General features: G+C 63.5%; 18 protein-coding genes, 4 pseudogenes and 1 CRISPR repeat array. Of the genes and pseudogenes, 15 read left to right on the top strand and 7 right to left on the bottom strand.

The window, feature by feature from the left end; translation table 11 throughout:
- Window positions 1-82 precede the first annotated feature (82 nt).
- The 10 genes and pseudogenes from ACSJDS_RS03575 to cas2 all read left to right on the top strand — a co-directional run bounded on the left by ACSJDS_RS03575 (window position 83) and on the right by cas2 (window position 9,360).
- Window positions 83-679, top strand: coding sequence for a CRISPR-associated endonuclease Cas3'' (locus ACSJDS_RS03575; protein WP_473032136.1), 597 nt, complete (start codon window positions 83-85; stop codon window positions 677-679).
- 144 nt (window positions 680-823) lie between these two features.
- Window positions 824-2,305: a CRISPR-associated helicase/endonuclease Cas3 gene (locus tag ACSJDS_RS03580; protein ID WP_473032137.1), complete on the top strand. Its 1,482-nt coding sequence runs from the start codon at window positions 824-826 to the stop codon at window positions 2,303-2,305.
- A gap of 95 nt (window positions 2,306-2,400) precedes the next feature.
- Window positions 2,401-3,009, top strand: a complete 609-nt coding sequence (gene cas5c, locus ACSJDS_RS03585) for a type I-C CRISPR-associated protein Cas5c (RefSeq protein ID WP_473032138.1) — start codon at window positions 2,401-2,403, stop codon at window positions 3,007-3,009.
- A complete protein-coding gene (locus ACSJDS_RS03590; RefSeq protein ID WP_473032139.1) occupies window positions 3,006-3,503 on the top strand; it encodes a type I-C CRISPR-associated protein Cas8c/Csd1 in 498 nt (165 codons plus the stop codon). The genes cas5c and ACSJDS_RS03590 overlap by 4 nt, the downstream gene beginning before the upstream one ends.
- Window positions 3,504-3,544: 41 nt before the next feature.
- Window positions 3,545-4,902 (top strand): annotated as a pseudogene (locus tag ACSJDS_RS03595) (IS1380 family transposase).
- A 261-nt stretch (window positions 4,903-5,163) separates the two neighbouring features.
- A pseudogene (cas8c, locus tag ACSJDS_RS03600) lies at window positions 5,164-6,488 on the top strand (type I-C CRISPR-associated protein Cas8c/Csd1).
- Window positions 6,485-7,354, top strand: a complete 870-nt coding sequence (cas7c, locus tag ACSJDS_RS03605; protein ID WP_473032140.1) for a type I-C CRISPR-associated protein Cas7/Csd2 — start codon at window positions 6,485-6,487, stop codon at window positions 7,352-7,354. Before cas8c ends, cas7c begins: the two are co-directional and overlap by 4 nt.
- 9 nt (window positions 7,355-7,363) lie before the next feature.
- Window positions 7,364-8,002 carry a CRISPR-associated protein Cas4 gene (cas4, locus tag ACSJDS_RS03610; RefSeq protein WP_473032141.1) on the top strand — a complete coding sequence of 213 codons (639 nt, stop codon included), beginning with the start codon at window positions 7,364-7,366 and terminating at the stop codon, window positions 8,000-8,002.
- A gap of 5 nt (window positions 8,003-8,007) precedes the next feature.
- Window positions 8,008-9,048, top strand: coding sequence for a type I-C CRISPR-associated endonuclease Cas1c (gene cas1c, locus ACSJDS_RS03615; RefSeq protein ID WP_473032142.1), 1,041 nt, complete (start codon window positions 8,008-8,010; stop codon window positions 9,046-9,048).
- A gap of 21 nt (window positions 9,049-9,069) precedes the next feature.
- Complete coding sequence (cas2, locus tag ACSJDS_RS03620; RefSeq protein WP_095620334.1) at window positions 9,070-9,360, top strand: CRISPR-associated endonuclease Cas2; 291 nt, start codon at window positions 9,070-9,072, stop codon at window positions 9,358-9,360.
- A 187-nt stretch (window positions 9,361-9,547) separates the two neighbouring features.
- Window positions 9,548-10,526: direct repeats of the CRISPR family, unit length 33 nt; unit sequence GTCGCGCCCCGCCCGGGGCGCGTGGATAGAAAC.
- A 311-nt stretch (window positions 10,527-10,837) separates the two neighbouring features.
- Here cas2 and ACSJDS_RS03625 read toward each other — a convergent pair.
- On the bottom strand, window positions 10,838-11,842 hold the full coding sequence (locus tag ACSJDS_RS03625) for an aldo/keto reductase (RefSeq protein ID WP_473032143.1): 1,005 nt from the start codon (window positions 11,840-11,842) through the stop codon (window positions 10,838-10,840).
- Window positions 11,843-12,048: 206 nt separating this feature from the next.
- Here ACSJDS_RS03625 and ACSJDS_RS03630 point away from each other — a divergent pair, with 206 nt between their 5' ends.
- From ACSJDS_RS03630 to ACSJDS_RS03640, 3 genes and pseudogenes are all read left to right on the top strand, one after another.
- Window positions 12,049-12,432, top strand: a complete 384-nt coding sequence (locus tag ACSJDS_RS03630) for a DUF4168 domain-containing protein (protein ID WP_473032144.1) — start codon at window positions 12,049-12,051, stop codon at window positions 12,430-12,432.
- A 269-nt stretch (window positions 12,433-12,701) separates the two neighbouring features.
- Window positions 12,702-13,789, top strand: a pseudogene (locus ACSJDS_RS03635) (amidase family protein); the annotation flags it as partial.
- A 384-nt stretch (window positions 13,790-14,173) separates the two neighbouring features.
- Window positions 14,174-14,764 carry a DUF4202 domain-containing protein gene (locus tag ACSJDS_RS03640; protein ID WP_473034967.1) on the top strand — a complete coding sequence of 197 codons (591 nt, stop codon included), beginning with the start codon at window positions 14,174-14,176 and terminating at the stop codon, window positions 14,762-14,764.
- A 42-nt stretch (window positions 14,765-14,806) separates the two neighbouring features.
- Here the strand turns inward: ACSJDS_RS03640 and ACSJDS_RS03645 are convergent, their stop codons facing one another.
- Complete coding sequence (locus ACSJDS_RS03645) at window positions 14,807-15,190, bottom strand: DUF6746 family protein (RefSeq protein ID WP_473032145.1); 384 nt, start codon at window positions 15,188-15,190, stop codon at window positions 14,807-14,809.
- 204 nt (window positions 15,191-15,394) lie between these two features.
- On the opposite strand from ACSJDS_RS03645, the gene ACSJDS_RS03650 reads away from it, so the two are divergent.
- The gene (locus tag ACSJDS_RS03650; protein ID WP_473032146.1) at window positions 15,395-15,646 is read left to right on the top strand and encodes a hypothetical protein; all 252 of its coding nucleotides are present in this window, start codon (window positions 15,395-15,397) and stop codon (window positions 15,644-15,646) included.
- On the opposite strand, the gene ACSJDS_RS03655 is transcribed toward ACSJDS_RS03650, so the two are convergent.
- Window positions 15,643-16,725 carry a C45 family autoproteolytic acyltransferase/hydolase gene (locus ACSJDS_RS03655; protein WP_473032147.1) on the bottom strand — a complete coding sequence of 361 codons (1,083 nt, stop codon included), beginning with the start codon at window positions 16,723-16,725 and terminating at the stop codon, window positions 15,643-15,645. The genes ACSJDS_RS03650 and ACSJDS_RS03655 overlap by 4 nt on opposite strands.
- Before the next feature lie 236 nt (window positions 16,726-16,961).
- Between ACSJDS_RS03655 and ACSJDS_RS03660 the strand changes: the two genes are divergently transcribed.
- On the top strand, window positions 16,962-18,167 hold the full coding sequence (locus ACSJDS_RS03660; RefSeq protein ID WP_473032148.1) for an ABC transporter substrate-binding protein: 1,206 nt from the start codon (window positions 16,962-16,964) through the stop codon (window positions 18,165-18,167).
- Between the two features lie 263 nt (window positions 18,168-18,430).
- Here the strand turns inward: ACSJDS_RS03660 and ACSJDS_RS03665 are convergent, their stop codons facing one another.
- From ACSJDS_RS03665 to ACSJDS_RS03680, 4 genes and pseudogenes are all read right to left on the bottom strand, one after another.
- Window positions 18,431-19,744 (bottom strand): branched-chain amino acid ABC transporter permease, encoded by a 1,314-nt coding sequence (locus ACSJDS_RS03665; RefSeq protein WP_473032149.1) that lies wholly within the window; start codon window positions 19,742-19,744, stop codon window positions 18,431-18,433.
- Window positions 19,744-20,751, bottom strand: coding sequence for a branched-chain amino acid ABC transporter permease (locus ACSJDS_RS03670; protein WP_473032150.1), 1,008 nt, complete (start codon window positions 20,749-20,751; stop codon window positions 19,744-19,746). Before ACSJDS_RS03670 ends, ACSJDS_RS03665 begins: the two co-directional genes overlap by 1 nt.
- Window positions 20,752-20,780: 29 nt before the next feature.
- Entirely contained in the window at window positions 20,781-21,485 is a 705-nt protein-coding gene (locus ACSJDS_RS03675; RefSeq protein WP_473032151.1) for an ABC transporter ATP-binding protein, read from the bottom strand.
- 37 nt (window positions 21,486-21,522) lie between these two features.
- Window positions 21,523-22,292, bottom strand: a pseudogene (locus ACSJDS_RS03680) (ABC transporter ATP-binding protein).
- Between the last annotated feature and the right edge of the window lie 128 nt (window positions 22,293-22,420).

Below are 22,420 nucleotides of genomic sequence, written 5' to 3' on the forward strand. Positions count from 1 at the left end.
ATTCAATGTAGAGGTGGCGAAGCAGGTTTAGGGGTGCTTAGCTGTGGGTGGGGATTTCGACAGCCAGTATGAGCAGGGATGCATGTATTACGCACACTCATTTCCAAATGAAGGGAAGTCCGCCTGGCAGCCACTTGAAAGCCACCTCAGCGCTGTGGGGCTAATGGCCGCAGAGCGGGCTGCACGTTTTGGAGCGGGTCCATGGGGTGAGGCTGTAGGCTTGTTGCACGACCTTGGCAAGTACACCGTGCCTTTCCAGCGGCGGCTGGAAGGCTCGCCGGAGCGCGTCGACCACTCCACGGCCGGCGCCCATATCGCGATTGAAAATTACCCACAGGTGGGCCATCTGCTTGCCTACCTGGTCGCCGGTCACCACGCAGGGTTAGCCAATGGAAGGGATATCGGTGAGCGCACGCCACTGCAGAACCGCCTGGAAGCTGATGTGCCCCCGCTCGATCCGGTGTGGCAGCAAGAGATAGCGCTTCCCCGTAATCTGTCGCCCCGGCACACTTTCAGCAGCGGCGCGACAGGGCGTTCTTCCAGTATGCCTTTTTGGCGAGGATGCTGTTTTCCTGCTTGGTCGATGCCGACTTTGTCGATACCGAGGCCTTCTATGCAGTGCACGAAAAGGCGTGCCTCACGCCCGTGGTGGCGGGCCGCCGCTGGGCGTGTTGCGTGATGCCCTCGATAAGCGCTTGGCCACCTTCAAGGCAGACAGCGACGTCAATCGCCTGCGTGGTGAGATCCTCTCTCATGTTCGTGCTCAAGCCGAGCTGCCGCCTGGCAGGTTTTCACTGACAGTACCGACCGGTGGGGCAAAACGTTGGCCTCACTGGCTTTCGCTCTCGATCATGCCATTGCTCACGGCATGGACCGGGTGATCTATGTGATTCCATTCACCAGTATCGTTGAACAGAATGCAGCGGTGTTTCGCGATGCCTTGGGAGAGCATGGCGAGGCGGCGGTATTGGAGCACCATAGCGCCTTTGACGCCGGCAGCCAGCGCGACCGCTACACCATCGACAAGTTGCGTCGCGACAGTGAGAACTGGGATGCGCCGATCATCGTCACCACGGCGGTGCAGTTCTTCGAAAGTCTGTTTGCTGCCAAGACCTCGCGCTGCCGCAAGCTGCACAGCATCGCAAGCAGCGTGGTGATTCTCGACGAGGCGCAGACCATGCCCTTGCCGTTGCTGCGGCCCAGCGTGGCGGCACTGGACGAACTGGCGCTGAACTATCGCACCAGTGTCGTGCTGTGCACGGCGACCCAGCCAGCACTGGCCGAAACCGACGATCCCGAGCGCAGCTTTCAGGGTGGCTTTCGGGGCATGCGCGAACTTGCGAAATGTCCTAACAAGCTTTATCGCGATCTCAAGCGCGTATCCGTGCGCCATATCGGCGCGCTAGACGATGGGGAGCTGCGCGACGAACTGCTCGCGACTGAGCAGGTGCTGTGCATCGTCAACAACCGTCGTCATGCCCGGGCGCTGTTCGAGTCGATAGCAGATCAGACTGGCATCTATCACCTCACCACTTCGATGTGCGCCGTACATCGTCGCCAAGTATTGGCCGAGATACGTCAAGTCCTCGAAGATGGTCAGTGCTGTCGGGTAATTTCGACATCACTAATAGAGGCTGGCGTAGATGTCGACTTCCCGCGGGTATTACGCGCCGAGGCGGGGCTGGATTCCATCGCCCAGGCGGCCGGACGCTGTAATCGTGAGGGGAGGCGCTCAGCGGCGGATAGCGATGTGGCGATATTTGCAAACGCTAACGATGAATGGGCACCGCCACCTGAACTCAAGAAGTTTGCACAGGTGACTCGGGAAGTTCTCAGGCACCACGGAGACGATCCTCTGTCGTTGGCGGCGATAGAGGCCTACTTCCGGCTGCTGTACTGGCAGCAGGGCTCCAAGAGCTTGGATAAACATGACCTGTTGGCGCGGGTCGAAAACGGCCGTCTCGAAGGCCTTCCCTTCGAGACCCTTGAACAGAAGTTTCGCATGATTGAGAACAATCAGCGTGCCGTGATCATTCCTTTCGACGACAAGGCCCGGGTCGCGCTGAGGGATCTGGCTTATGCCGATAAGGTAGGGGGCATCGCCCGCAAGCTGCAGCCCTATACGGTGCAAGTGCCACAGCAGGGCTATGTTGCACTTGAGCGGGTCGGTGCCATCGTGGCTATCGAGCCCGACAAATTCGGCGACCAATTCATGATATTGGCCAACGAGGATCTTTATGACAAGCACATGGGATTGAATTGGAGCGATCCGACTTTTCGTTCTGGTGAATCTAATATTTGGTGAAGCCAATACTCATCATCAGGGAACAAGGAGCAGCAGATGACATATGGGGTTCGTCTGCATATCTGGGGGAGCGGGCCTGCTTTACACGGCCCGAAATGAAGGTAGAACGCGTCTCCTATGATGTGATCACGCCTTCTGCTGCACGTGGCATCCTGGAGGCGATTCACTGGAAGCCGGCGATTCGCTGGTGCGTGGATCGTATCCATGTTCTCAAGCCGATCCGCTTCGAGTCGCTGCGACGTAACGAAGTCGCGGGCAAGCTGCCCGCGTCGACAGTTACCAAAGCGATGAAGGCGGGTCGTGTTGACGATGTGTCCTATTTCGTCGACCAGAACCGCCAGCAGCGTGCTGCCACGATTCTACGCGATGTCGGTTATGTAATCGAAGCGCACTTCGAGTTCACCTCGCGTGCCGACGAGAGTGATACGCCCGGCAAACATCTGGATATCTTCAATCGCCGCGCCCGGCAGGGGCAGTGCTTCCACATGCCGTGCCTGGGCACACGGGAGTTTCCCGCCAGCTTTGTCCTGATTGAAGCCGATGCTGCTATGCCAGCCATTGATGACCGCTTGAGTGGGGAGCGTGACCTTGGTTATATGCTGCACGATATCGACTTCGCCAACGGCAAGACGCCGCGTTTCTTTCGCGCCCAAATGCAGGATGGCGTGATTGAGGTGCCGCCTTTTGAGGAGGCGTTGGCATGATTCTCACGGCTCTCAATGACTACTACCATCGGCTAGCGGAAGAAAAGAAGGTGCCGCTCCCGGGTTTCAGCAGTGAGAAAGTCAGTTTCTGTCTGGTGTTTTCCCAAGATGGAAAGCCGTTACAGATCATCGATCTGCGCGATACCACTGGCAAGAAGCCACGGCCGAGCTCTTTTCAGGTGCCTGTGGATAAGGGGCGGTCGAGTAATGTTTACACTTATCCTCTATGGGATAAGACCTCCTATTCGCTCGGTGTCACTGCCGGTGAAAGCAAGCGACTGGCCGATGAGCATGCGGCATTCAAGGCTCGCCAGTTTTCGCTGTTCGGCGAGAGCGATGATCCTGACCTGAGCGCCTTTCTGAGGCTGCTTGATCAATGGGAGCCGGAGCAGCTCTCTGAGTTGCCCGGATATAGCGAAGATGTCTTAGATTCTAACATCATACCTGAATCCGTGAGGTCAGCCACCCGAAATGCTTCTAACTCACTGACCTGAATGGCAATATAGCTGATATCGCCATTCACCCAGACAGTGCCATGCCCAACGTCAAATTCCGCGCCAGTCGCCGCACCCTTACCAGCCACGCCGGGCTATCCATCATCGGGCAGTGCCTCGAGATCGCCGGCGTCGACAGCATCGACAGCCGCTTCCCCACCACGCTGGGCATGCGCACCAGCGACGTGGTCAAGAGCTACCTGGGCCTGCTGTGCCTGGGCATGAGCGACTATGATGCCATCGAAAACTTCCGTCGCGACAAGCCCTTCCAGCAACTGCTGACCCTGCAGAAGGTGCCGAGCACGGCGACGCTGCGACAGCGGCTGGAGAAGCTTGCCGCCAACGACCTGCAGGCACGCACCGCCACCTGGTCCACCACCCTGCTGTCGCTGGTGGAGGCACCGATCACCGCCGAGACGACACATGTCTGCCTCGACATCGACACCTTCGTCATGGACAACAGCAACTCGAAGAAGGAAGGCGTCTCGCGGACCTACAAGAAGGTCGACGGCTACACCCCAATCGCCGCCTACCTGGGCAACGAAGGGTGGTGTCTGGGCCTGGAACTGCGTCCCGGCAAGCAGCACACCATGAAGGAGAGCAACGCCTTCCTGGAGCGGGTGCTGCCCCGCGCCCAAGGCCTGACCGAGCGACCTATCTTGCTGCGTGAGGACAGCGGCTTCGACAGCCAAGCGCATCTGGCCCTTCTCGAACGGCAGCGGCTGGCCTTTGCCGAGGAAGGCCGCCAGCTGGACTACCTCGTCAAATGGAACCCGCGGGACTCGGCCACGGCCGATCAGGACACCTGGCTGGCCGTGGCGGCGGACTATTGGGAAGAATTGCGCCCGGAAAGCGCCAGGCACTATGGACGCAGACCGTCTCGATCCGCGATGGTCGGTCTGAGTACGAGCTCAAGCGCGTGATGCGCCTGGTGGAGCGCACCGCCGATCACGATGGCCAGTTACTGCTCGAACCGGAGTATGAGCTGGAAGGCTGGTGGACCAGCCTGGACGAGGCGCCGGAGGCGGTGATCAAACGCTACCAGGCGCATGCCACTCATGAGCAGTTTCACAGCGAGATCAAGACCGATCTCGACCTGGAGCGGCTGCCGTCGGGAAAGTTCGCCACCAATGATCTGATTCTGCACCTCGCCCAGCTGGCCTACAACATCCTGCGGCTGATGGGCCAGATGGGCATGACCGGCGAGCTGAGCCCGGTGCGCCATCCCGCCAAGCGGCGCCGGATCCGCACCGTGCTCCAAGAGTTGGTACATCGCGCGGCTCTCGTGATCCACAAGGCACGGCAGGTCATCCTCGACTTCGGGCAGGACATCGGGCGCATGACGGTGTTGAACACCCTGCGATGCCGCCTTCGCTATCCCCGAGGCACACCATGCTGATCGTCTGTCGGACAACGACATCACGTAGAGGGCTGACGGTCACCGGCAGCCAGCATCACCGTGCCCGGCGGGTAGCTATGCATGTCAAAACGGGCTGCCGTCGCCGGTCGACGCCGCCCTGGTCGGCCATCACCGGCATGCATTGGGCAGTTGAGACGGAATCGGAGGTCAAAAAATGCGCACTGGCGGTGATAGGGGAAGTGTCGGCGCTGGCTTCACGGAATCAGGATCATATTCCGGCTCGATGGCCAGCGGCAGTACCTGCATGAGAACCGGGAAGCGCGCCGGCTATGGGGCGCTGCGCTTGAAAGTAGCGAAGGAGTGTCGAGGCAGTGCCTTATAACCGGTCATATTGCTCCCCTGGGACCGACCACCCTAAGATTAAAGGCGTTAAGGGTTCTCAGTCATCAGGTGCTTCTCTTGTCTCATTCAACAGTTCTGCTTATGAATCCTATGGCAATAAGGGGCAGAACAATGCTTCGGTTTGTAAGTCAGCTATATTTGGCTATTCGACAGCGCTGAATTACTTGCTTCGAGGCGATGCTGACAATCACCAGCGCTTGCAGATCGGTGATGCGACGGTGGTGTTTTGGGCCAAAGCCAGGGATAGGGCGCACGCCGAGGCAGCCGAGGGCTTTTTCGCCATGCTCAACGAGCCGCCCAGCGATGAGCAGGAGGCCGCCAAACTAGGCACCCTGATGCAACAGGTTTCAGAGGGACGCATCCTGTCAGAGCTTGATCCGATGCTGGAAGCGGATACCCAGTTTTTCGTACTGGGATTGGCACCCAACGCGGCGCGCCTATCGGTGCGCTTCTGGTATGTCGACAGCCTGGAGCACTTGGCGCAGCACTATGCCCACCATCACCAAGACATGTCGCTAGAGCCTTCCCCTTGGAAAGGCATAACGCCGGGAGCGTGGCGGCTTGCTCTGCAGACGGCACCTATGCATGGTGACAGGCCAAAAGCTGAGGATGTGTTACCACAACTGGCCGGAGAGTTGATGCGTTCCATTCTTACCGGCTCCCGTTATCCGCGTTCACTTCTCAATAACATCGTCATGAGATTTCGCAATGACGGCAAGATCAGCGGTATTCGAGTCGCGCTCTGCAAGGCGGTTCTCGCGCGCGAAGCCCGCCTTTCAGTGCATTCGAACTCAACTACTCAGGAGATGCCCGTGAGTCTCGATCCTCATTCCACCCACCCAGGCTACTTGCTGGGCAGGTTATTCGCCGAGTTGGAAATCGCTCAGCGCGGTGCACTTGGCAGCGAAGTGAATGCCACTATTCGTGATCGCTATTACGGTGCCGCCTCGGCGACACCGGCCAGCGTCTTCCCCATGCTGTTGCGCAATGTTCAGCATCATTTGTCGAATATGCGAAAGAAGGACAAGGGCGGGCTGGCGTACAAAATAGAAAACGAGATCGCTACCATCATTGATGGGCTGGGCGATAGGTTCCCCAGGAGTCTTCGCATTGAAGACCAGGGGCGTTTTGCGATTGGTTATTACCATCAGTCTAAAGCCCGCTTTGCCAAGAAAGACAGCGCCGCTAAAAATGCAGAAGATGAGCAGGGAGAGTCAGAGTGAGTGCTATCACTAACCGCTACGAATTTGTGCTGCTGTTTGACGTCTCCAATGGTAATCCCAATGGTGACCCGGATGCCGGCAACCTGCCAAGGCTCGATCCGGAGACCAACCAGGGCCTGGTGACCGACGTCTGCTTAAAGCGCAAGATCCGTAACTACGTTGCCCTGGAGAAGGACATTGACGCCGGCTACGCCATCTATATGCAAGAAAAGTCGGTGCTCAACAACCAGCACAAGAAGGCCTACGATGCGCTCGATATCAAGCCCGAGCCGAAGAAGTTGCCCAAGGAGGTAGAAAAGGCTCGTGCATTGACGGAATGGATGTGCAAGAACTTCTTCGACGTCCGTACCTTCGGCGCAGTGATGACCACCGAGGTCAACTCCGGCCAGGTGCGTGGTCCGGTACAGATGGCCTTTGCCAGCTCCATTGACCCGGTAGTGCCGATGGAGGTTTCGATAACCCGCATGGCGGTCACCAATGAGCGCGATCTCGAGAAGGAGCGCACCATGGGCCGCAAGCACATTATTCCCTATGGCCTCTATCGCGCGCATGGCTACATATCGGCCAAACTCGCCGAGCGTACTGGCTTCTCGGAGGATGATCTCGAGCTATTGTGGCGTGCGCTGATCAATATGTTCGAGCATGACCGATCCGCCGCCCGCGGCGAGATGTCGACACGCAAGCTGATCGTCTTCAAGCATGATCACCCGATGGGTAATGCCCCGGCACATGTTCTGTTTGATAGCGTGAAAGTTAAGCGTGTTGAAGGCGAAGAAGATACTCCGGCCCGCCACTACAGCGACTATCGCGTCTCTGTCGAGGCAGAGGACTTACCGGCCGGTGTTAGCGTCGACGAGAAGTTGTAGGCGAATGGGATGGAGGATGACGTTCGCCTGATCCCGCTCTCGGCACTGCAGCACAAGCTGTTTTGTCCTCGCCAGTGCGCGCTGATCCATCTCGAACAGCAGTGGGCGGAAAACCGCTATACGGCGGAAGGGCGCATCCTCCACGAGCGTGCCGACCACCTGGGCCATGAACGTCGACGGGGCATCCACACCGCCATGGCACTTCCGCTGGCCAGTGAGTCGCTTGGATTGACCGGGGTTGCCGATGTCGTCGAGTTCGATGAGTCCCAGCAGCCTTCAGTGGTCCGACCCATCGAGTACAAGCGTGGTCGGCCCAAGGCCCATCGCGCTGATGAGGTGCAGTTGTGCGCTCAGGCTCTGTGTCTGGAAGAGATGCTGGGTGTCTCGATCGAGGAGGGCGCGCTCTATTATGGCAAGACACGGCGGCGCAAGGCCGTCGCGTTCGACGATGAGCTGCGGGCACTGACCCTGCGAGTCATCGCCGAAACGCGTGATCTCTTCGATAGCGACCACACACCATTCGCTACCTATGAGCCCAAGCGCTGCGACCACTGCTCGCTGATCGATGCCTGCCAACCGCAAGTAATGGGCAAGCAACGCTCGGCAGGCCGCTGGCTGGCGCGTCAAATTCAATCTCTGGATGAGTGAATCGCATGCGCCGTCAGCTCAATACGCTCTACATCACCACCGAAGGAGCCTGGCTCAGAAAAGATGGGGCCAACGTGGTCATGAACGTCGAGGGTAAGGAGCGAGCACGACTGCCCATCCATATGCTCGAGTCACTAGTGTGTTTCGGCAGGGTGCTGGTATCGCCGCCGCTGATGGGGTTCTGTGCTGAGCAGGGGGTTACCATCACTCACTTGTCGCCCAATGGTAAGTTCCTCGCACGTATTGAGGGGCCGGTATCCGGCAACGTGCTGTTGAGGCGCACCCAGTACCGCACCAGCGATGACGAAGTCGGGTGTGCTGCCATCGTTCGTGGCGTGTTGATCGGCAAGGTGCACAATCAGCGAGCGGTAATCTCCAGGGGGCTGCGTGACTATGGCAGCAAGCTGGCCCCGGCCGAGCGCGAAGGGTTGGAAAGGGCGTGCACTCGACTGAGCAGAATCGCACGCGACCTACTGCGAGAACCTCTGCCCCATGGATTGCGAGGCCTTGAAGGGGAGGCTGCGCAGGTCTATTTCAGCGTCTTCGATAGTCTCGTCCGTCATGACGGTGAAGCTTTCCGTTTCACCGGCCGCAACCGCCGCCCACCGCGTGATCGCATCAATGCGCTGCTGTCCTTTCTTTATACGCTGCTGACCCACGACTGCCGTTCGGCTCTGGAAAGCGTTGGATTGGACCCTGCGGTAGGGTTCCTGCACCGCGACCGGCCCGGGCGGCCCAGCTTGGCACTCGACCTGGCCGAGGAGTTCAGGCCGCTGCTGGGGGACCGATTGGCGCTGTCTTTGGTCAATCGTCGGCAACTACGGGAGAAGGATTTCACGGTTGCTGAAAGTGGCGGCGTGGTACTGACTGACGATGCGCGCAAGACAGTGCTGACTGCCTATCAGGAGCGGAAGCGTGAAGAGCTCAACCATGCCTTTATTGGCGAGAAGGCGCCAATAGGCATGCTGCCGATTCTGCAGGCGCAATTACTGGCGCGCCATCTGCGCGGCGATCTGGATGCCTACCCACCCTTCCTGTGGAAGTGATCTGATAAGGAGCGTGCAGCGATGATGGTTCTGGTCAGCTACGATGTCAGCACTTCTTCCGATGGTGGTGAGGGACGATTGCGCCGTGTTGCCAAGGCCTGCCGTGATGTCGGGCAGCGAGTGCAATTCTCGGTATTCGAGATTGAGGTCGATCCCGACCAATGGGTGCGCCTGCGACAGCGGTTGATTGACCTGATCGACGATGAAGTCGATAGCCTGCGCTTCTATTTCCTGGGCAGGAACTGGAAGAATCGAATCGAGCATATCGGCGCCAAGCCTGCATTGGATATGAACGGCCCGCTCGTTTTCTGATTTTCCTAGTCTTGCGAACCCATAGCGTCCGGCGCCTTCCCGGCGGGTTCGCAGCTCTTTAATAATATGATTTTTAAAGATTTTTAGATTTATCAGCCGGTTGAGGGGTGCTTCTCCCGCGTTACTTTGGCAGTTTCGCAAGAGGCTGCCCATTTTGATCGGCATTTCAATGCGTTATAAAGGAGCAGTCGCGCCCCGCCCGGGGCGCGTGGATAGAACACCACTGCCACCCCGGCAGAGTGGGAGGCGTTCATGTCGCGCCCCGCCCGGGGCGCGTGGATAGAAACTGCTTACCTGTTGTGGCTTTCAAGGTAAGCGAGCGTCGCGCCCCGCCCGGGGCGCGTGGATAGAAACGCAGCGGACGGTCTTTACCTGCTGACACCCAAGGCGTCGCGCCCCGCCCGGGGCGCGTGGATAGAAACGGCCGGGCTGGCCGGGCTCCGACACGGTGTCGCTGTCGCGCCCCGCCCGGGGCGCGTGGATAGAAACTTGTCATGCCTCACCAGCATCATCACCGTCTCCTGTCGCGCCCCGCCCGGGGCGCGTGGATAGAAACATCATTTGCCGTATCTCCAGGCGATAAAGCCCACCGTCGCGCCCCGCCCGGGGCGCGTGGATAGAAACTTCGGCCTGCCCAGCGTCACCGTGTGGCGCCAGGCGTCGCGCCCCGCCCGGGGCGCGTGGATAGAAACCGCCCCATCCGCAGCGAGGAGGATTGGGCGGTGGGTCGCGCCCCGCCCGGGGCGCGTGGATAGAAACTACCCAGCGCCGCAATCACTTTCCGAAACTCCTGGTCGCGCCCCGCCCGGGGCGCGTGGATAGAAACTGCGAGGCCATGCCGCTTATCGGCGGCAAACAGACCGTCGCGCCCCGCCCGGGGCGCGTGGATAGAAACCAGGCCGAACTGCTCAACAACCAGCGCTGGGATCTCGTCGCGCCCCGCCCGGGGCGCGTGGATAGAAACATCAACCCAGCCCTGGTATTGCCGGTATTTGTCGGTCGCGCCCCGCCCGGGGCGCGTGGATAGAAACTGTGTGGCCGTTTGAGGCGATGCGTGGTTAGCCTGTCGCGCCCCGCCCGGGTCGCGCGGATAGAAACGATGAGGTAGGCGCTCGCTATGCGCTGATCACCGCGTCGCGCCCCGCCCGGGGTGCGTGGATAGAAGCCACACCGTGGCTACCGCCTTGGTGACCCTGCTTTCGTCACGCCCCTGCGACCTTGTGTTATATGAGCATTTCTTGAATGATCGCTCTTGGCCGATTCCTGCCACTGAGTGACTATCTCAGCAGAGGAAACAAAATCGGCTGATTTCCTTACTTTCTGTGCTGCGCTATTGTTCGTGTTCTCTTCAAGGCTGGCAACACAGCGGTCGCCGAAGCGTCGGGCCGGAGCTAAAGCTACCTCCAACAACGTTCTTTTCTTATGCGGTGGTGCGTCATGACCGCTAGCTGCCACTCGCTGCTCCCGAACAGCCTCGTCAGCGCCGATCGAACGTCTCGGTATCGATCTCCCCTTGCAGCGCTTCGCCGTAGCGCTCGCCGGCTACCTGATCCGGGGTCAGCACGGCGTCCAGCCGGGTGACGGTGGCCGGCGTCAGCCGCAGCTGCTCGGCGTCCAGGTTCTCGTGCATATGGGCCACCGAGCGCGAGCCGGGAATCGGCAGGATGTCGTCGCCCTTGGCTCGCAGCCAGGCCAGGGCGAGCTGGCCGGTGCTTACCTCGAGCTCCTTGGCTACCGCCTGGAGGGCGGTCAGCTGCTGCAGGTTGCGGGTCAGGTTCTCAGCGGTGAAGCGCGGCATGCCGCGGCGCACGTCGCCTTCCGCTAGCGGGGTGTCGGCTTGGACCGCCCCGGCGAGAAATCCCCGGCCCAGCGGGCTGAAGGCCACGAAGGCGGTATCGGCTTCCCGGCACGCTTCGATCACGGCGATCTCCGGGTTGCGGGTCCACAGCGAATATTCCGACTGCACCGCGGCGATGGGGTGCTCGGTGCGGGCGCGGCGCAGGGTGGCCGCCGAGACCTCGGAGAGCCCGATGGCGCCGATCTTGCCCTCCGCTACCAGCCGGCCCAGCTCGCCCACGCTCTCTTCGATGGGCACCGTCTTGTCCCAGCGGTGCAGGTAGTAGAGGTCCAGATGGTCGGTGCCTAGCCGCGTGAGGCTCGCTTCGCACTGGCGGCGCAGGGTGGCAGGACGGCCGTCGATCACCTTCTTGCCCTGTTCGGGGTCGATGGCCATGCCGCACTTGCTGGCCAGCAGGATCTCGTCGCGCTTGGTCGAGAGCGCCTTGCCCACCAGCCGTTCGTTGGCGGTGGCGCCGTAGAGGGTGGCGGTATCGAAGTGGCGGTAGCCCATGTCGAAGGCGGCCTCCAGCGCGCGCAGCGCCTCGGCCTCCGGCACCGGCGGGCCGTAGCCGTGAGAGAGGTTCATGCAGCCGAGGCCGATGGCAGGGGAACCAACGGCGCCAAGGCGGGAAAACAGCGTCATGACGGCGTTCCTTCTGTTCGTTCGAGCCGATAAGGCGATGTCATGGAAGGATAACAGTCGCCCCTTGGACGCGCCCATCGCATGGGCACGCCGTGAGATTTGTTACCAACGCTTACTCGAAACTGGTGAACGCGTGCGGCTGGCTATCGTCACAGGGGGCACATGCACGTTATGCCCCTGGGTAGGGGCGTTTTTTGGAGGTATCAATGCAACGGATGACTGCCCTGTTCTCTGCCGCCCTGCTCAGCGCCGGCCTGATGTCAGCGACCGCCCACGCCCAGCAGGACCCGGCCGCCGCGCCAGAGCAACCGCAGGCGGCGGCACCGGCGACAGATTTCTCCGATGAGGAGCTGCAGCAGTTCGCGGACGCTTCCCAGGATATCGTGGTGATTTCCGAGGAGTACACCGAGCGCCTGCACGCCACCGAGGACGAAGCGGCCCAGCAGGAAGTGCAGATGGAAGCCAACGACAAGATGGTCGAAGCGGTCGAGGAAACCGGTCTCGACGTGGATACCTTCAATGCTATCGGCCAAGCCGTTCAGCAGGACCCCGAGCTGATGCAGCGCGTTCAGGAGAAGGCCGAGTCCTGATGCTGGCGGCCATGTGACCCATGGCCAGCCAGTCGTGCAACAGCTTGTCATTTTCTTGGCGTTCCCTTGCTCGGTCGGCCGGTGCTCTGCTTCCCCTGCATAGAAGGCCGACCCTGCCCTTTCGCCCCGCGCCCGCGGGGTTTTTTGTGCTTCAGCGTACCTTTGCGCCTCGCCCCCGTGGTCGCCTACGTTAAGAGGGCTTCGATGGAGCTGGGTGTCCCGTAAACCGATACAGGGAGGCGCATGTGAGCGATAGCGATCTGGGACTGATGGATGCCGGTCAGCTGAGCGCCCGCTTCCAGTCTGGCGAGGCCTCGCCGCTGGAGGCGACGCGGGCGGCCTTCGCGCGTATCGACCGCTTCAATGAGGCGGTCAATGCCTATGTGTACCTGGACCGGGAGGGGGCCGAGGCGGCGGCGCGCGCCTCGGGCAGGCGCTGGGCGCGCGGGGAGCCGCTGAGCCCCATCGACGGGGTGCCGGTGTCGCTCAAGGACCTGACCGAGGTAGCGGGCATGCCGGCGCGCCAGGGCTCGTTGACGGTGCCGGACACCCCCTGCCGGCGGGATGCGCCGCCGGCGCGGATGCTGCGCGAGGCGGGGGCGGTGATCCTGGGCAAGACCAACTCCTCGGAGTTCGGCTGGAAGGCGGTGACCGACAATCGGGTCTTCGGGGCCACGGCCAACCCCTGGGATACCCGCCTGACCCCGGGCGGGTCGTCTGGCGGGGCCGCCGTGGCGGCGGCGCTCAACATGGGGGTGCTGCATCAGGGCGGCGACTCGGGGGCTCCATCCGAATCCCCGCCGCCTTTACCGGGGTGTTCGGCTTCAAGCCCACCTTCGGCTGGACCCCGCAGTGGCCGCCGAGCAAGGAGCCCACCCTGTCGCATCTTGGTCCCCTGACCCGCACGGTGGCCGATGCCGCCCGGATGCTCAATGTGATCGGGCGCTACGATTTTCGCGACCCCTACGCGGTGCGGGGGCAGCCCGAGGACTGGGGGATGGCGCTGCATCAGGGGTTGCGCGGCCTGCGTATCGCCTATTCGCCGGACCTGGGCTATGCCCAGGTGGATGCCGAGGTCGCCGAGCGGGTGCGCGAGGCGGCCCGCCGGCTCAGGCTGCTGGGCGCCGAGGTCGAGGAGGTGGACCCGGGATTCGCCTCGCCGCTGGATACCTTCCAGAAGCTCTGGTTCACCGCCTCGCTGGTGGTCTGGGAGGAGCTGGACGAGGAGCAGCGTGAGCGGCTCGATCCGGGGCTGGTGGCCGATGCGCGTCGTGCCGAGGCCTGGCGCGCGGTCGATCTGTTCCATGCCCTGACCGAGCGGGCCCGGCTCACCGAGCGGCTCGAGCACTTCAACCAGCGCTATCATCTGCTGATGACACCGGCGGTGACGATTTCTCCCTTCGCCCTGCATCATGCCGTTCCCCGGGCAGCGGCATGCGCGACTGGGAGGAGTGGGCCGCCTTCTCCTACCCCTTCAACCTCAGCCAGCAGCCGGCCGCCTCGGTGCCCTGCGGCTTCACCCGGGCCGGCCTGCCGGTGGGCTTTCAGCTGGCCGGCGGCAAGCATGACGATGCGCGGGTGCTGCGTGTTTGTCACGCCTATATGCAGGCGTATCCGCCGCGCTTTCCCGGTGCCCCCAGCCCAGCGGGTTCCTGACGCTGCCCTTCCTTGGCCGCCCGTGTCTCGCCAGCCTGCTCGGTTGCGGTATGCTGAAGTCACCATCGCTTGCAAGGAAAACCCTATGTCAGATCAAACGCCCTTCGCCGCCACCCTGAGCGCCATCGATGCCCTCCATGCCCAGGACCCCCGCCGGGTGGAGGTCGACGGCGAGGCCATGCCCCAGGAGCTGTGGCACGCCGGTCGCATGAGCGCCTGGCTGGAGCGGCTGGTGGACACCCCCGACGAGCTGACCCGCATCGCCGTGCGGGCGCAGCACCTGCAGCGCTGGCAGGTGCCGCGCAGCGAGTATCCGGAGGGTCGGGTGGGCTATCTCACCTGGCGGCGCGACCAGGGCCAGCGGGCCGGCGAGACCACGGCGCAGCTGATGCGCGAGGCGGGCTATTCGGAAGAGGACGCCGAGCGGGTGGCGCGGATGATTCGCAAGCAGGGCCTGGGCCGGGAGGCCGGCACCCAGGCGGTGGAGGACTGCGCATGCCTGGTGTTCCTGGAGAACTACTTCGCCGACTTCTCGAAGCAGGTCGACCATGACCACCTGATCCGCATCGTCCAGAAGACCTGGAAGAAGATGTCGCCGCGGGCCCATGAGCTGGCGCTGGGGCTGCCGATGAGCGACGAGGCGCGCGCGCTGGTGGAAGAGGCGCTGGCCGGCTGATTGGCACCGCCGCGGCCGATACGGCGCCGCGGCGGTTGGGAGTTACTTCACTAGCGGACGGATGGCCTCTAGATAGGCCCTGCCGTTGTCGCGTACGCGCTCACGTTCGCCGCTTTCGCTGCCTTGATGGACCTCTTCCACCAGGGCCGCCATGGTGGCGACCTCCTCGTCGATCCGGGCCAGAGCATTCTCAATGGTATAGGTGAGCTGGTGAATGATCCCCAGGTCAGCGTCGCTCAGCTCGCGCTTGGCGAGCAGCGCCGAGAGGTGGTCGTTGGCGCTGGAGAGGTTGGATACAGCCTGGGATAGGGTCGCGGCGGTCTGCCCCGTGTGGTGGCGGGGGCGCTCCGGTGCGTCTTCTTCCTCGGCGTGGGCGCCGGTGGCCAGCAGGGCAACGAGCAGGGCGGAGAACAGCAGATGCTTCATGGCGGCTAACCTCAGTGAAGTTCTGATGGTGCTTTCTGAAACTAGGCCGACCGGTCGCAGCCGGCAAGCGTGAATGTTGCGCCGCACGGGATTTTTCTCGCGGCCGATGCAAGACCAGGGATTTGACAGCGGGAGAGTGGTGGACTAAATTCACGATTGCCAATGATAATCGTTATCATAAATTGTGTGATCAAGGAGGTCGCCATGAGGTACTGCTCCACGCCCGTGTATACGGATACCAGCGCCGCGCTGCAGGTCTGCGATGTGTCGGCGGGCTCGGTGCGCCTGGCACGGCAGCTTCCCCGTCCAGGCGACACGCTGAGTGAAGCCGACCGGCAGCTGCTGCAGCTGCGTCGGGAGGAGGCTATCCATGCGCTGTTTCGCCGGCTGTTCCTGCGGACCTCGGAGCAGTACCTGAAGGGCCAACTCGATGAGAAGGGCCAGCTCCGTGGCTAGGGAGTGCGGAGCCAAGCCGCTCGGTCGAGTGTCAGGCGCAGTTCGTCGGCGGTCTCGCAGGGCTTGCCGTGGCGCAGGGTCAGGCGGCGCTCGCTCAGGTTCATGACCACGGCGAACAGCGTCTCCATGCGCTCGTCCGGGGGCTGGTCGGGGTTGAAGTGGCGACAGATCGACATCGGCGCGCCGTGGTGGTCGCTGAGGATGTCGAACAGGGCGGCCTCGTCGAAGTGCGATTCGTTCTGCAGCAGGGCATCGAGCCGCGCCAGCCGCGGGCGGGAGTCGGCCCGGGGGAAGTCCTCGACCTGGTGGGTCGCGCCGGGGGCATAGAGATGATTGGTGTGGGTGACCCGGCCCTGCTGTGCCTCGAGCCGGCCGGGCTCGCCGGGCAGCACCTCCAGCCCCAGGGCCTGGCAGGCGTCACCACTTGGCGGAGCGCCGGCCAGCAGGAAGTGGGCGGGGGAGCAGACCCGGTCGTGGGTGGCGACCCGCAGCGCGCTCTCCCAGTCGGGGCTCTCCAGGATCTTGCGCAGGGCGATGTGGATCGGCAGCCCCTCGCCGCAGGTCTGTGAGCGAATGGCGTTGAGGCAGACCCCCAGGCCCCGGTCATTGAGCCCCACCTTGCCCACCATGCCGGCTTCGCCGACGCTGATCAGCGCCGGTCGGCCGATCCCTTCGATGCGCAGTACCACCACGTTGTGCAGCTGATCGGTTCGCCAGTCCCAGTTCTGGGCCAACCACTGCTGGCCGTCTTGCTGCAGGGCGAAGGCCGAGCAACCGCCGCTGGCGCGGGTCAGGGCGATTTCGCTGCGGCAGTTGAGGGTCAGCACGTCGATGAAGTCGATTCCGGCGCCGCGGGCGATGCCCTCCATCTCCTCGAGAATCGCCGGAAAGCCACGCTCGATCATGGCCTGGAAGCGGTGGGCCTCGCGGCGCGCGGCTTCCCAGTCGATGCCGACGAAATCCCGGAACAGCTGGGCGTAGACGGTCAGGCTGTGCCGGATCAATCGGGCGTGAATGCGGCCATGGGCCTCGCCGATCATGCGCCGGCTGCCGGAGAGTTCGGTGACGGGAAGTGTCACGGGGCGCCTCCTGGTCGGGGTGAGGCCCCCAGTATAGGTGCCTGCCGCAGGCGCTGCCTGCACAGCGTTGAAGTCTTCTTCGCCGGCCCAGGTGGCGCTGATTGTGCTTGCACAATCAGCGGCTTGTGGCGACGGCGAAGCCGGCTAACGTTGGCAGCGGGGGCTTGTATTTTGCGTGCCGTCCTTCCAGATTGAAGGCGTGTCCCATCCTTGCAACCAGAGCGAGAAGAACAACCATGAAGAAGAGCGTATTGGCGATTGCGGTAGCGGCGTCCAGCGTGGCCTTTGTCGGAGCGGCCCAGGCGGAAGTCAAGGTCGGCTTCATCGGCGGCTTCACCGGCCCGATCGAGAGCCTGACCCCGCCGATCTACGACGGCGCGCGGCTGGCGGTACAGCAGATCAACGAGCAGGGCGGTATCCTGGGCGGCCAGACCCTGGTGATGCCCAATGCGGATACCACCTGCAGCGACGCCTCGGCGGCCTCCAACGCGGCGGACCGCATGGTCAACACCGAGAATGTCACCGCCATCGTCGGCGCGCTGTGCACCGGCGCCACCGTGGCCGCCGCCAACAGCGCGGCCATTCCGGGCGGGGTGGTGATGGTCTCGCCGGCTTCCACGGCGCCGGCGGTCACCGAGCTGGACGACAACGACCTAGTGTTTCGCACCGTGCCCTCGGATGCCTTCCAGGGCGAGATCCTGGCCAAGCTGATGCTCGACAAGGGCTTCGATGAGGTCGCGGTCACCTACGTCAACAACGACTACGGTCGCGGCCTGGCCGATGCCTTCGCCGAAGCCTTCGAAGCCGGCGGCGGTTTCCTGGCCGAGAACCTGGCCCATGAGGACGGCCGTGCCGACTACCGCTCCGAGCTGGGCTCGCTCTCCGCCAGCGGCGCCGAGACCCTGGTGGTGCTGGCCTACGCCGACGGCTCCGGCCAGACCATTCTGCGCCAGGCCTACGAGAGCGGCATGTTCACCCAGTACGCCGGCGCCGACGGCATGGTCGGCTCCTCGCTGGTGGAGGCCGTCGGGGCCGACGTGCTGGAGGGCATGATCGCCACCCGCCCGGGCAGCCCGGAACTGCCCGGCACCGATATCTTCGCCGAGGCGGCAGAGGCGGCCGGCTTCGATCCCAGCGCGGTGTTCGCCGCCCAGGCCTACGATGCCGCCTTCCTGCTGGCGCTGGCCATCGAGCAGAACGGTACTGCCGAGCGCGAGGGCCTCTCCGCCGCCCTGCGCAGCGTCGCCACCGCCCCGGGCGAGGTGATTCTGCCCGGCGAGTGGGAGAAGGCCGTGGAGCTGATCGCCGCCGGCACCGAGATCAACTACGAGGGCGCCTCCGGCACCCACGAGTTCGACGAGAACGGCGACGTGCCGGGCGTGGTGGTCGAGATGGTGGTGGAAGACGGCGCCTTCGTCAGCAAGGGCCTGGTCGACCTGTAAGCGCTAACGCAGCCACCTGGCAATGAAAGGCCCCGGCGGGATTTCCCGCCGGGGCCTATAACTTTCGGTTCTTCGCACTTTAGCGTGAACATGTTTGGCAGGTTTGATGGTGGGAGGCCGGCTCTGCCGGCGGTTCGACGCTTCGACGAAGGCGCCGCAGGCGCCCCATGGGTAGCGCTGCGCGCTACTTCGCGAGCTGAAGCTCCCTCCCACAGGGCAAGTTCACGCCAGCCTGAGATGAACCTTACTTCCCACCGCCCTCTCTACCCGTGGTGGCGAACTTTTTCAGGCAGCAGCCCCTGGGGCGCGAAGCGCAGCACCAGGGTGATCAGCAGGCCGATCACGAACACCCGGGCCTGCAGGGCGCGGCTGTCCAGGTTGCCCGGCGGCTCCCAGCCGAAGGCGCCCTCGCCGAGGCTTACCGCCAGCTGCATCAGAAACAGCGCCAGGGGCTCCGACATGATCCAGATGATATAGACCGCCACGGCGCCGAAGATGGTGCCCAGGTTGTTGCCGGGCCCGCCCAGGATCACCATCACCAGCACCAGGAAGGTGTGGTTGAGCGGCAGGTAGCCGTTGGGGTCGAAGAGGCTGTTGAAGGAGGCCAGCGCCCCGCCGCCGATGCCCATCAGGATGCAGCCCAGCACGAAGATCTCCAGGCGGCGGCGATTGATGTCCTTGCCCATGGCCGCGGCGGAAATCTCGTTGTCGCGGATGGCGCGGATCATCCGCCCCCAGGGGGCGTGGTAGGCGCGGTGCAGCAGGAAGAAGATCACCGCGATCATCAGCGCCGTCACCGACAGATACAGCGCCCGGGCCAGGGTGAAGCCCAGCTCGCTGGGTCCAGGCGTGGGCCAGGGCAGCGGCGAGACGGTGGCGGTGCCGCGGGTCAGCCAGTCGGAGTTCTTGAGAAAGGCCTTGATGATCTCGGCGATGCCCAGGGTGGCGATGGCCAGGTAGTCGCTGCGCAGGCCGAGGCAGATCTTACCGATGAAATAGCCGATCCCGCCCGCCAGGGCGCCGCCGACCAGCCAGCCGGTCCAGGCCGGCAGGCCCAGGCCGCCGATGAAGCCGGCCCGCGACTGAATCTCGCCGGTGACCCCGCGCAGCAGGCTGATCACCACCAGGTAGAGCACCACCGCCAGCACCACGGCGATCACCGTGCGCAGCTTCTTCGGTACGCCCAGGCGGTCGAGCTTGGTGGCGCCGTAGACCAGCAGGGCGGCCGCGGCGCCATAGAGCAGGACCCGGCCCAGTTCGCCGGGCAGCTCGCTGCCCCAGAAGGCGTCGTTGACCGGCACGCTGAAGAACATGGCGCTGAAGCCGCCCAGGGCCACGAAGCCCATCACCCCGGCATTGAACTGCCCGGCGTAGCCCCACTGGATGGTCAGCCCCAGGGCCAGGATGGCGTAGCAGGACGCCTCCACCAGCATGCGTGTGCTGTAGGCGGTGCCCATCATGGCATAGACGCCCAGCACCACGGCCAACAGGGCGGTGAACAGCACCACCTCGCGCAGCGGGAAGCGCGACGGTGCGGCGACGCTATCGTCTCGGCGTTCGGTATGTTGTGTGCTCATCAGATCACCTTACCCTTGAAGATGCCGGTGGGGCGCCACACCAGGATCGCCACCAGGATGAAGAAGGGCACCACGATCTTGTACTCGGTGCCGACGAAGGCCAGGTTGCGCGGCAGCTCCAGCCACTCCGGGAAGTGGTGGGCAATGGGCCGCAGCAGCACCGACCAGTTGAACACCGCCAGGGTCTCGGCGAAGCCCACCACGAAGCCGCCGGCGATGGCGCCGTAGGGGTGGCCCACGCCGCCGACGATGGCCGCGGCAAAGATCGGCAGCAGCAGAAAGAAGCTGAGGTCGGGCTTGAAGGTGACGTCCAGCGACAGCAGGGTGCCGGCGGTGGCGGCCAGGCCGCCGGCCAGCACCCAGGTCACCGCCACGATATGGTTGGTGTTGATGCCCGAGGCCCGTGCCAGGTCGGGGTTGTCGGACATGGCGCGCATCGCCTTGCCCAGCCGGGTGCGGCTGAGGAAGAGGTGCAGGCCCACCACGCAGGCGATGGTCAGCACGAACAGGATGACCTGCGGCTCGGTGACGATCACCGGCCGGGTGGCCAGCTCGAAGGGCAGCTCCAGGCGGTAGATCGCCTTGCGCTCGCCGGCCAGGTAGAGGTTCTGGGCGCTGGTGCCGGCGAACAGCCGGATCAGTCCCTGGAGCATCAGGGTGACCCCCAGCGAGCCAATGACCATGACGATGGGCTTGACCCCGTGGGCGCGCAGCGGCTTGTAGAACGCCTTGTCGATGCCCACCGCCAGCAGCGAGGTCAACACGATCGCCAGCGGCAGCATCACGATCGGGGTGGGCAGCCCGACGACGCTGCCGACGCCGGGGAAGGCCAGCGTCAGCAGCAGCACCATGAAGGCGCCGAAGGTCATCATGTCGGCGTGGGCGAAGTGGGCGAAGCGCATGATGCTGAACACCAGCGTCACGCCGATGGCGCCGATGGCGTAGATCGAGCCGGTCACGCTGCCGGCGACGATCACGTTGTTGATGAAAAAGACGAGTTCATTCACGACGGTTTCTCTCCCCTGTTCCCCGCGGCTTAGCCGCCGAGGAAGCTCCTGGCCACTTCCGGGTCGGCCAGCAGCGCGGCCCCGGTATCGGTGAAGCGGTTCTGGCCGGCGGCCAGCACGAAGCCCTTGTCGGCGATGGCCAGCGCCTGCTTGGCGTTCTGCTCGACCATCAGGATGCCCACGCCGGCGGCATTGATCTCTTTCACCCGCTCGAAGATCTCGTTCATGTAGAGCGGCGAGAGGCCGGCGGTGGGCTCGTCGAGCAGCAGCATCTCGGGCTCGGCCATCAGCGCTCGGCCCATGGCCACCATCTGGCGCTGGCCGCCGGAGAGCTCGCCGGCCGGCTGATGGCGCTTGTCATAGAGCGGAGGAAAGAATTCGTAGACCTTGCCCAGCATGCGCTTGACGTTCTCGGGCTTGAGGAAGGCGCCCATCTCCAGGTTTTCCTTCACCGTCAGGCTCGGGAAGACGTTCTTCTCCTGGGGCACGAAGCCCATGCCCTTCTGCACCAGCTTGTTGGGCGGCAGGTTATGGATCGGCTGGCCGTGCAGCAGGATCTCGCCCTGGCTGACGGTGAGCAGGCCGAAGATGGCCTTGAGCATGGTCGATTTGCCGGCGCCGTTGGGGCCGACGATCACACCGATCTCGTCGGCCTCGACGGCCATGTTCACCCCGTTGAGGATGTTCATGCCGCCGTAGCCGCCGTGCACGTCGCGTGCGTCGAGTAGAGGCATTGTGAAGTTCCAGCGTAGGGTCGTTGTTCGTATTGGGTCAGGCGACGTTGGAGCCGAAGTAGGCTTCGATCACCTCGGGGTTGTTGCGGATCTCGTCGATGGTGCCTTCGACCATCACGCTGCCCTGGGCCAGCACGATCACCGGGTCGCACAGCCGGCCGATCATCTCCATGTCGTGCTCGATGACCAGGAAGGTGTAGCCCATCTCGCGGTTGAGGCGCTCGATGTTGCCGACCAGGTCGCCCAGCAGGGTGCGGTTGACCCCGGCGGCGATCTCGTCGAGCAGCACCACCCGCGCGTCGGTCATCATGGTGCGACCCAGCTCGAGAAGCTTCTTCTGGCCGCCCGAGAGGTTGCCGGCCAGCTCGTTGCGCACGTGGCGCAGGCCGATGAAGTCGATCACCTCCAGGGCGCGCTGGCGGACTTCGGTCTCGCGCTGGCGCACCAGGCCGGGCTTGAGCCAGGCGTTGAAGAGGTTCTCGCCGGCCTGGGCGGGGGCACCATCATCAGGTTCTCCAGCGCGGTCATCTGGGAGAACTCGTGGGCGATCTGGAAGGTGCGCAGCAGCCCCTTGTGGAACAGCTCGTTGGCGGGGCGGTTGGTGATGTCCTCGCCGTCGAGCAGCACCTGGCCGCTGTCCAGCGGCAGGGCCCCGGCGATGATGTTGAACAGCGTCGACTTGCCGGCGCCGTTGGGGCCGATCAGCCCGGTGATGGAGCCCTGCTCCACCTGAATCGAACAGTCGTTGATGACCTTCAGACCGCCGAAGGCCTTGTGGACGTGTCGCACGTCGATGATGGCAGCCATAGCGTTGTGCCCAGTTCCTTTGCGGAGTTGGTTGTTATGGGGCGCTCGCCCGCCCAGGGGGCTGGCCGGAACGAGTGCCCTTCGGTTCCTTGGCCACCGCCCGCGGGCGGTGGCCATTGCCGGTGGAC

Source organism: Halomonas sp. SL18_1, assembly GCF_055755715.1.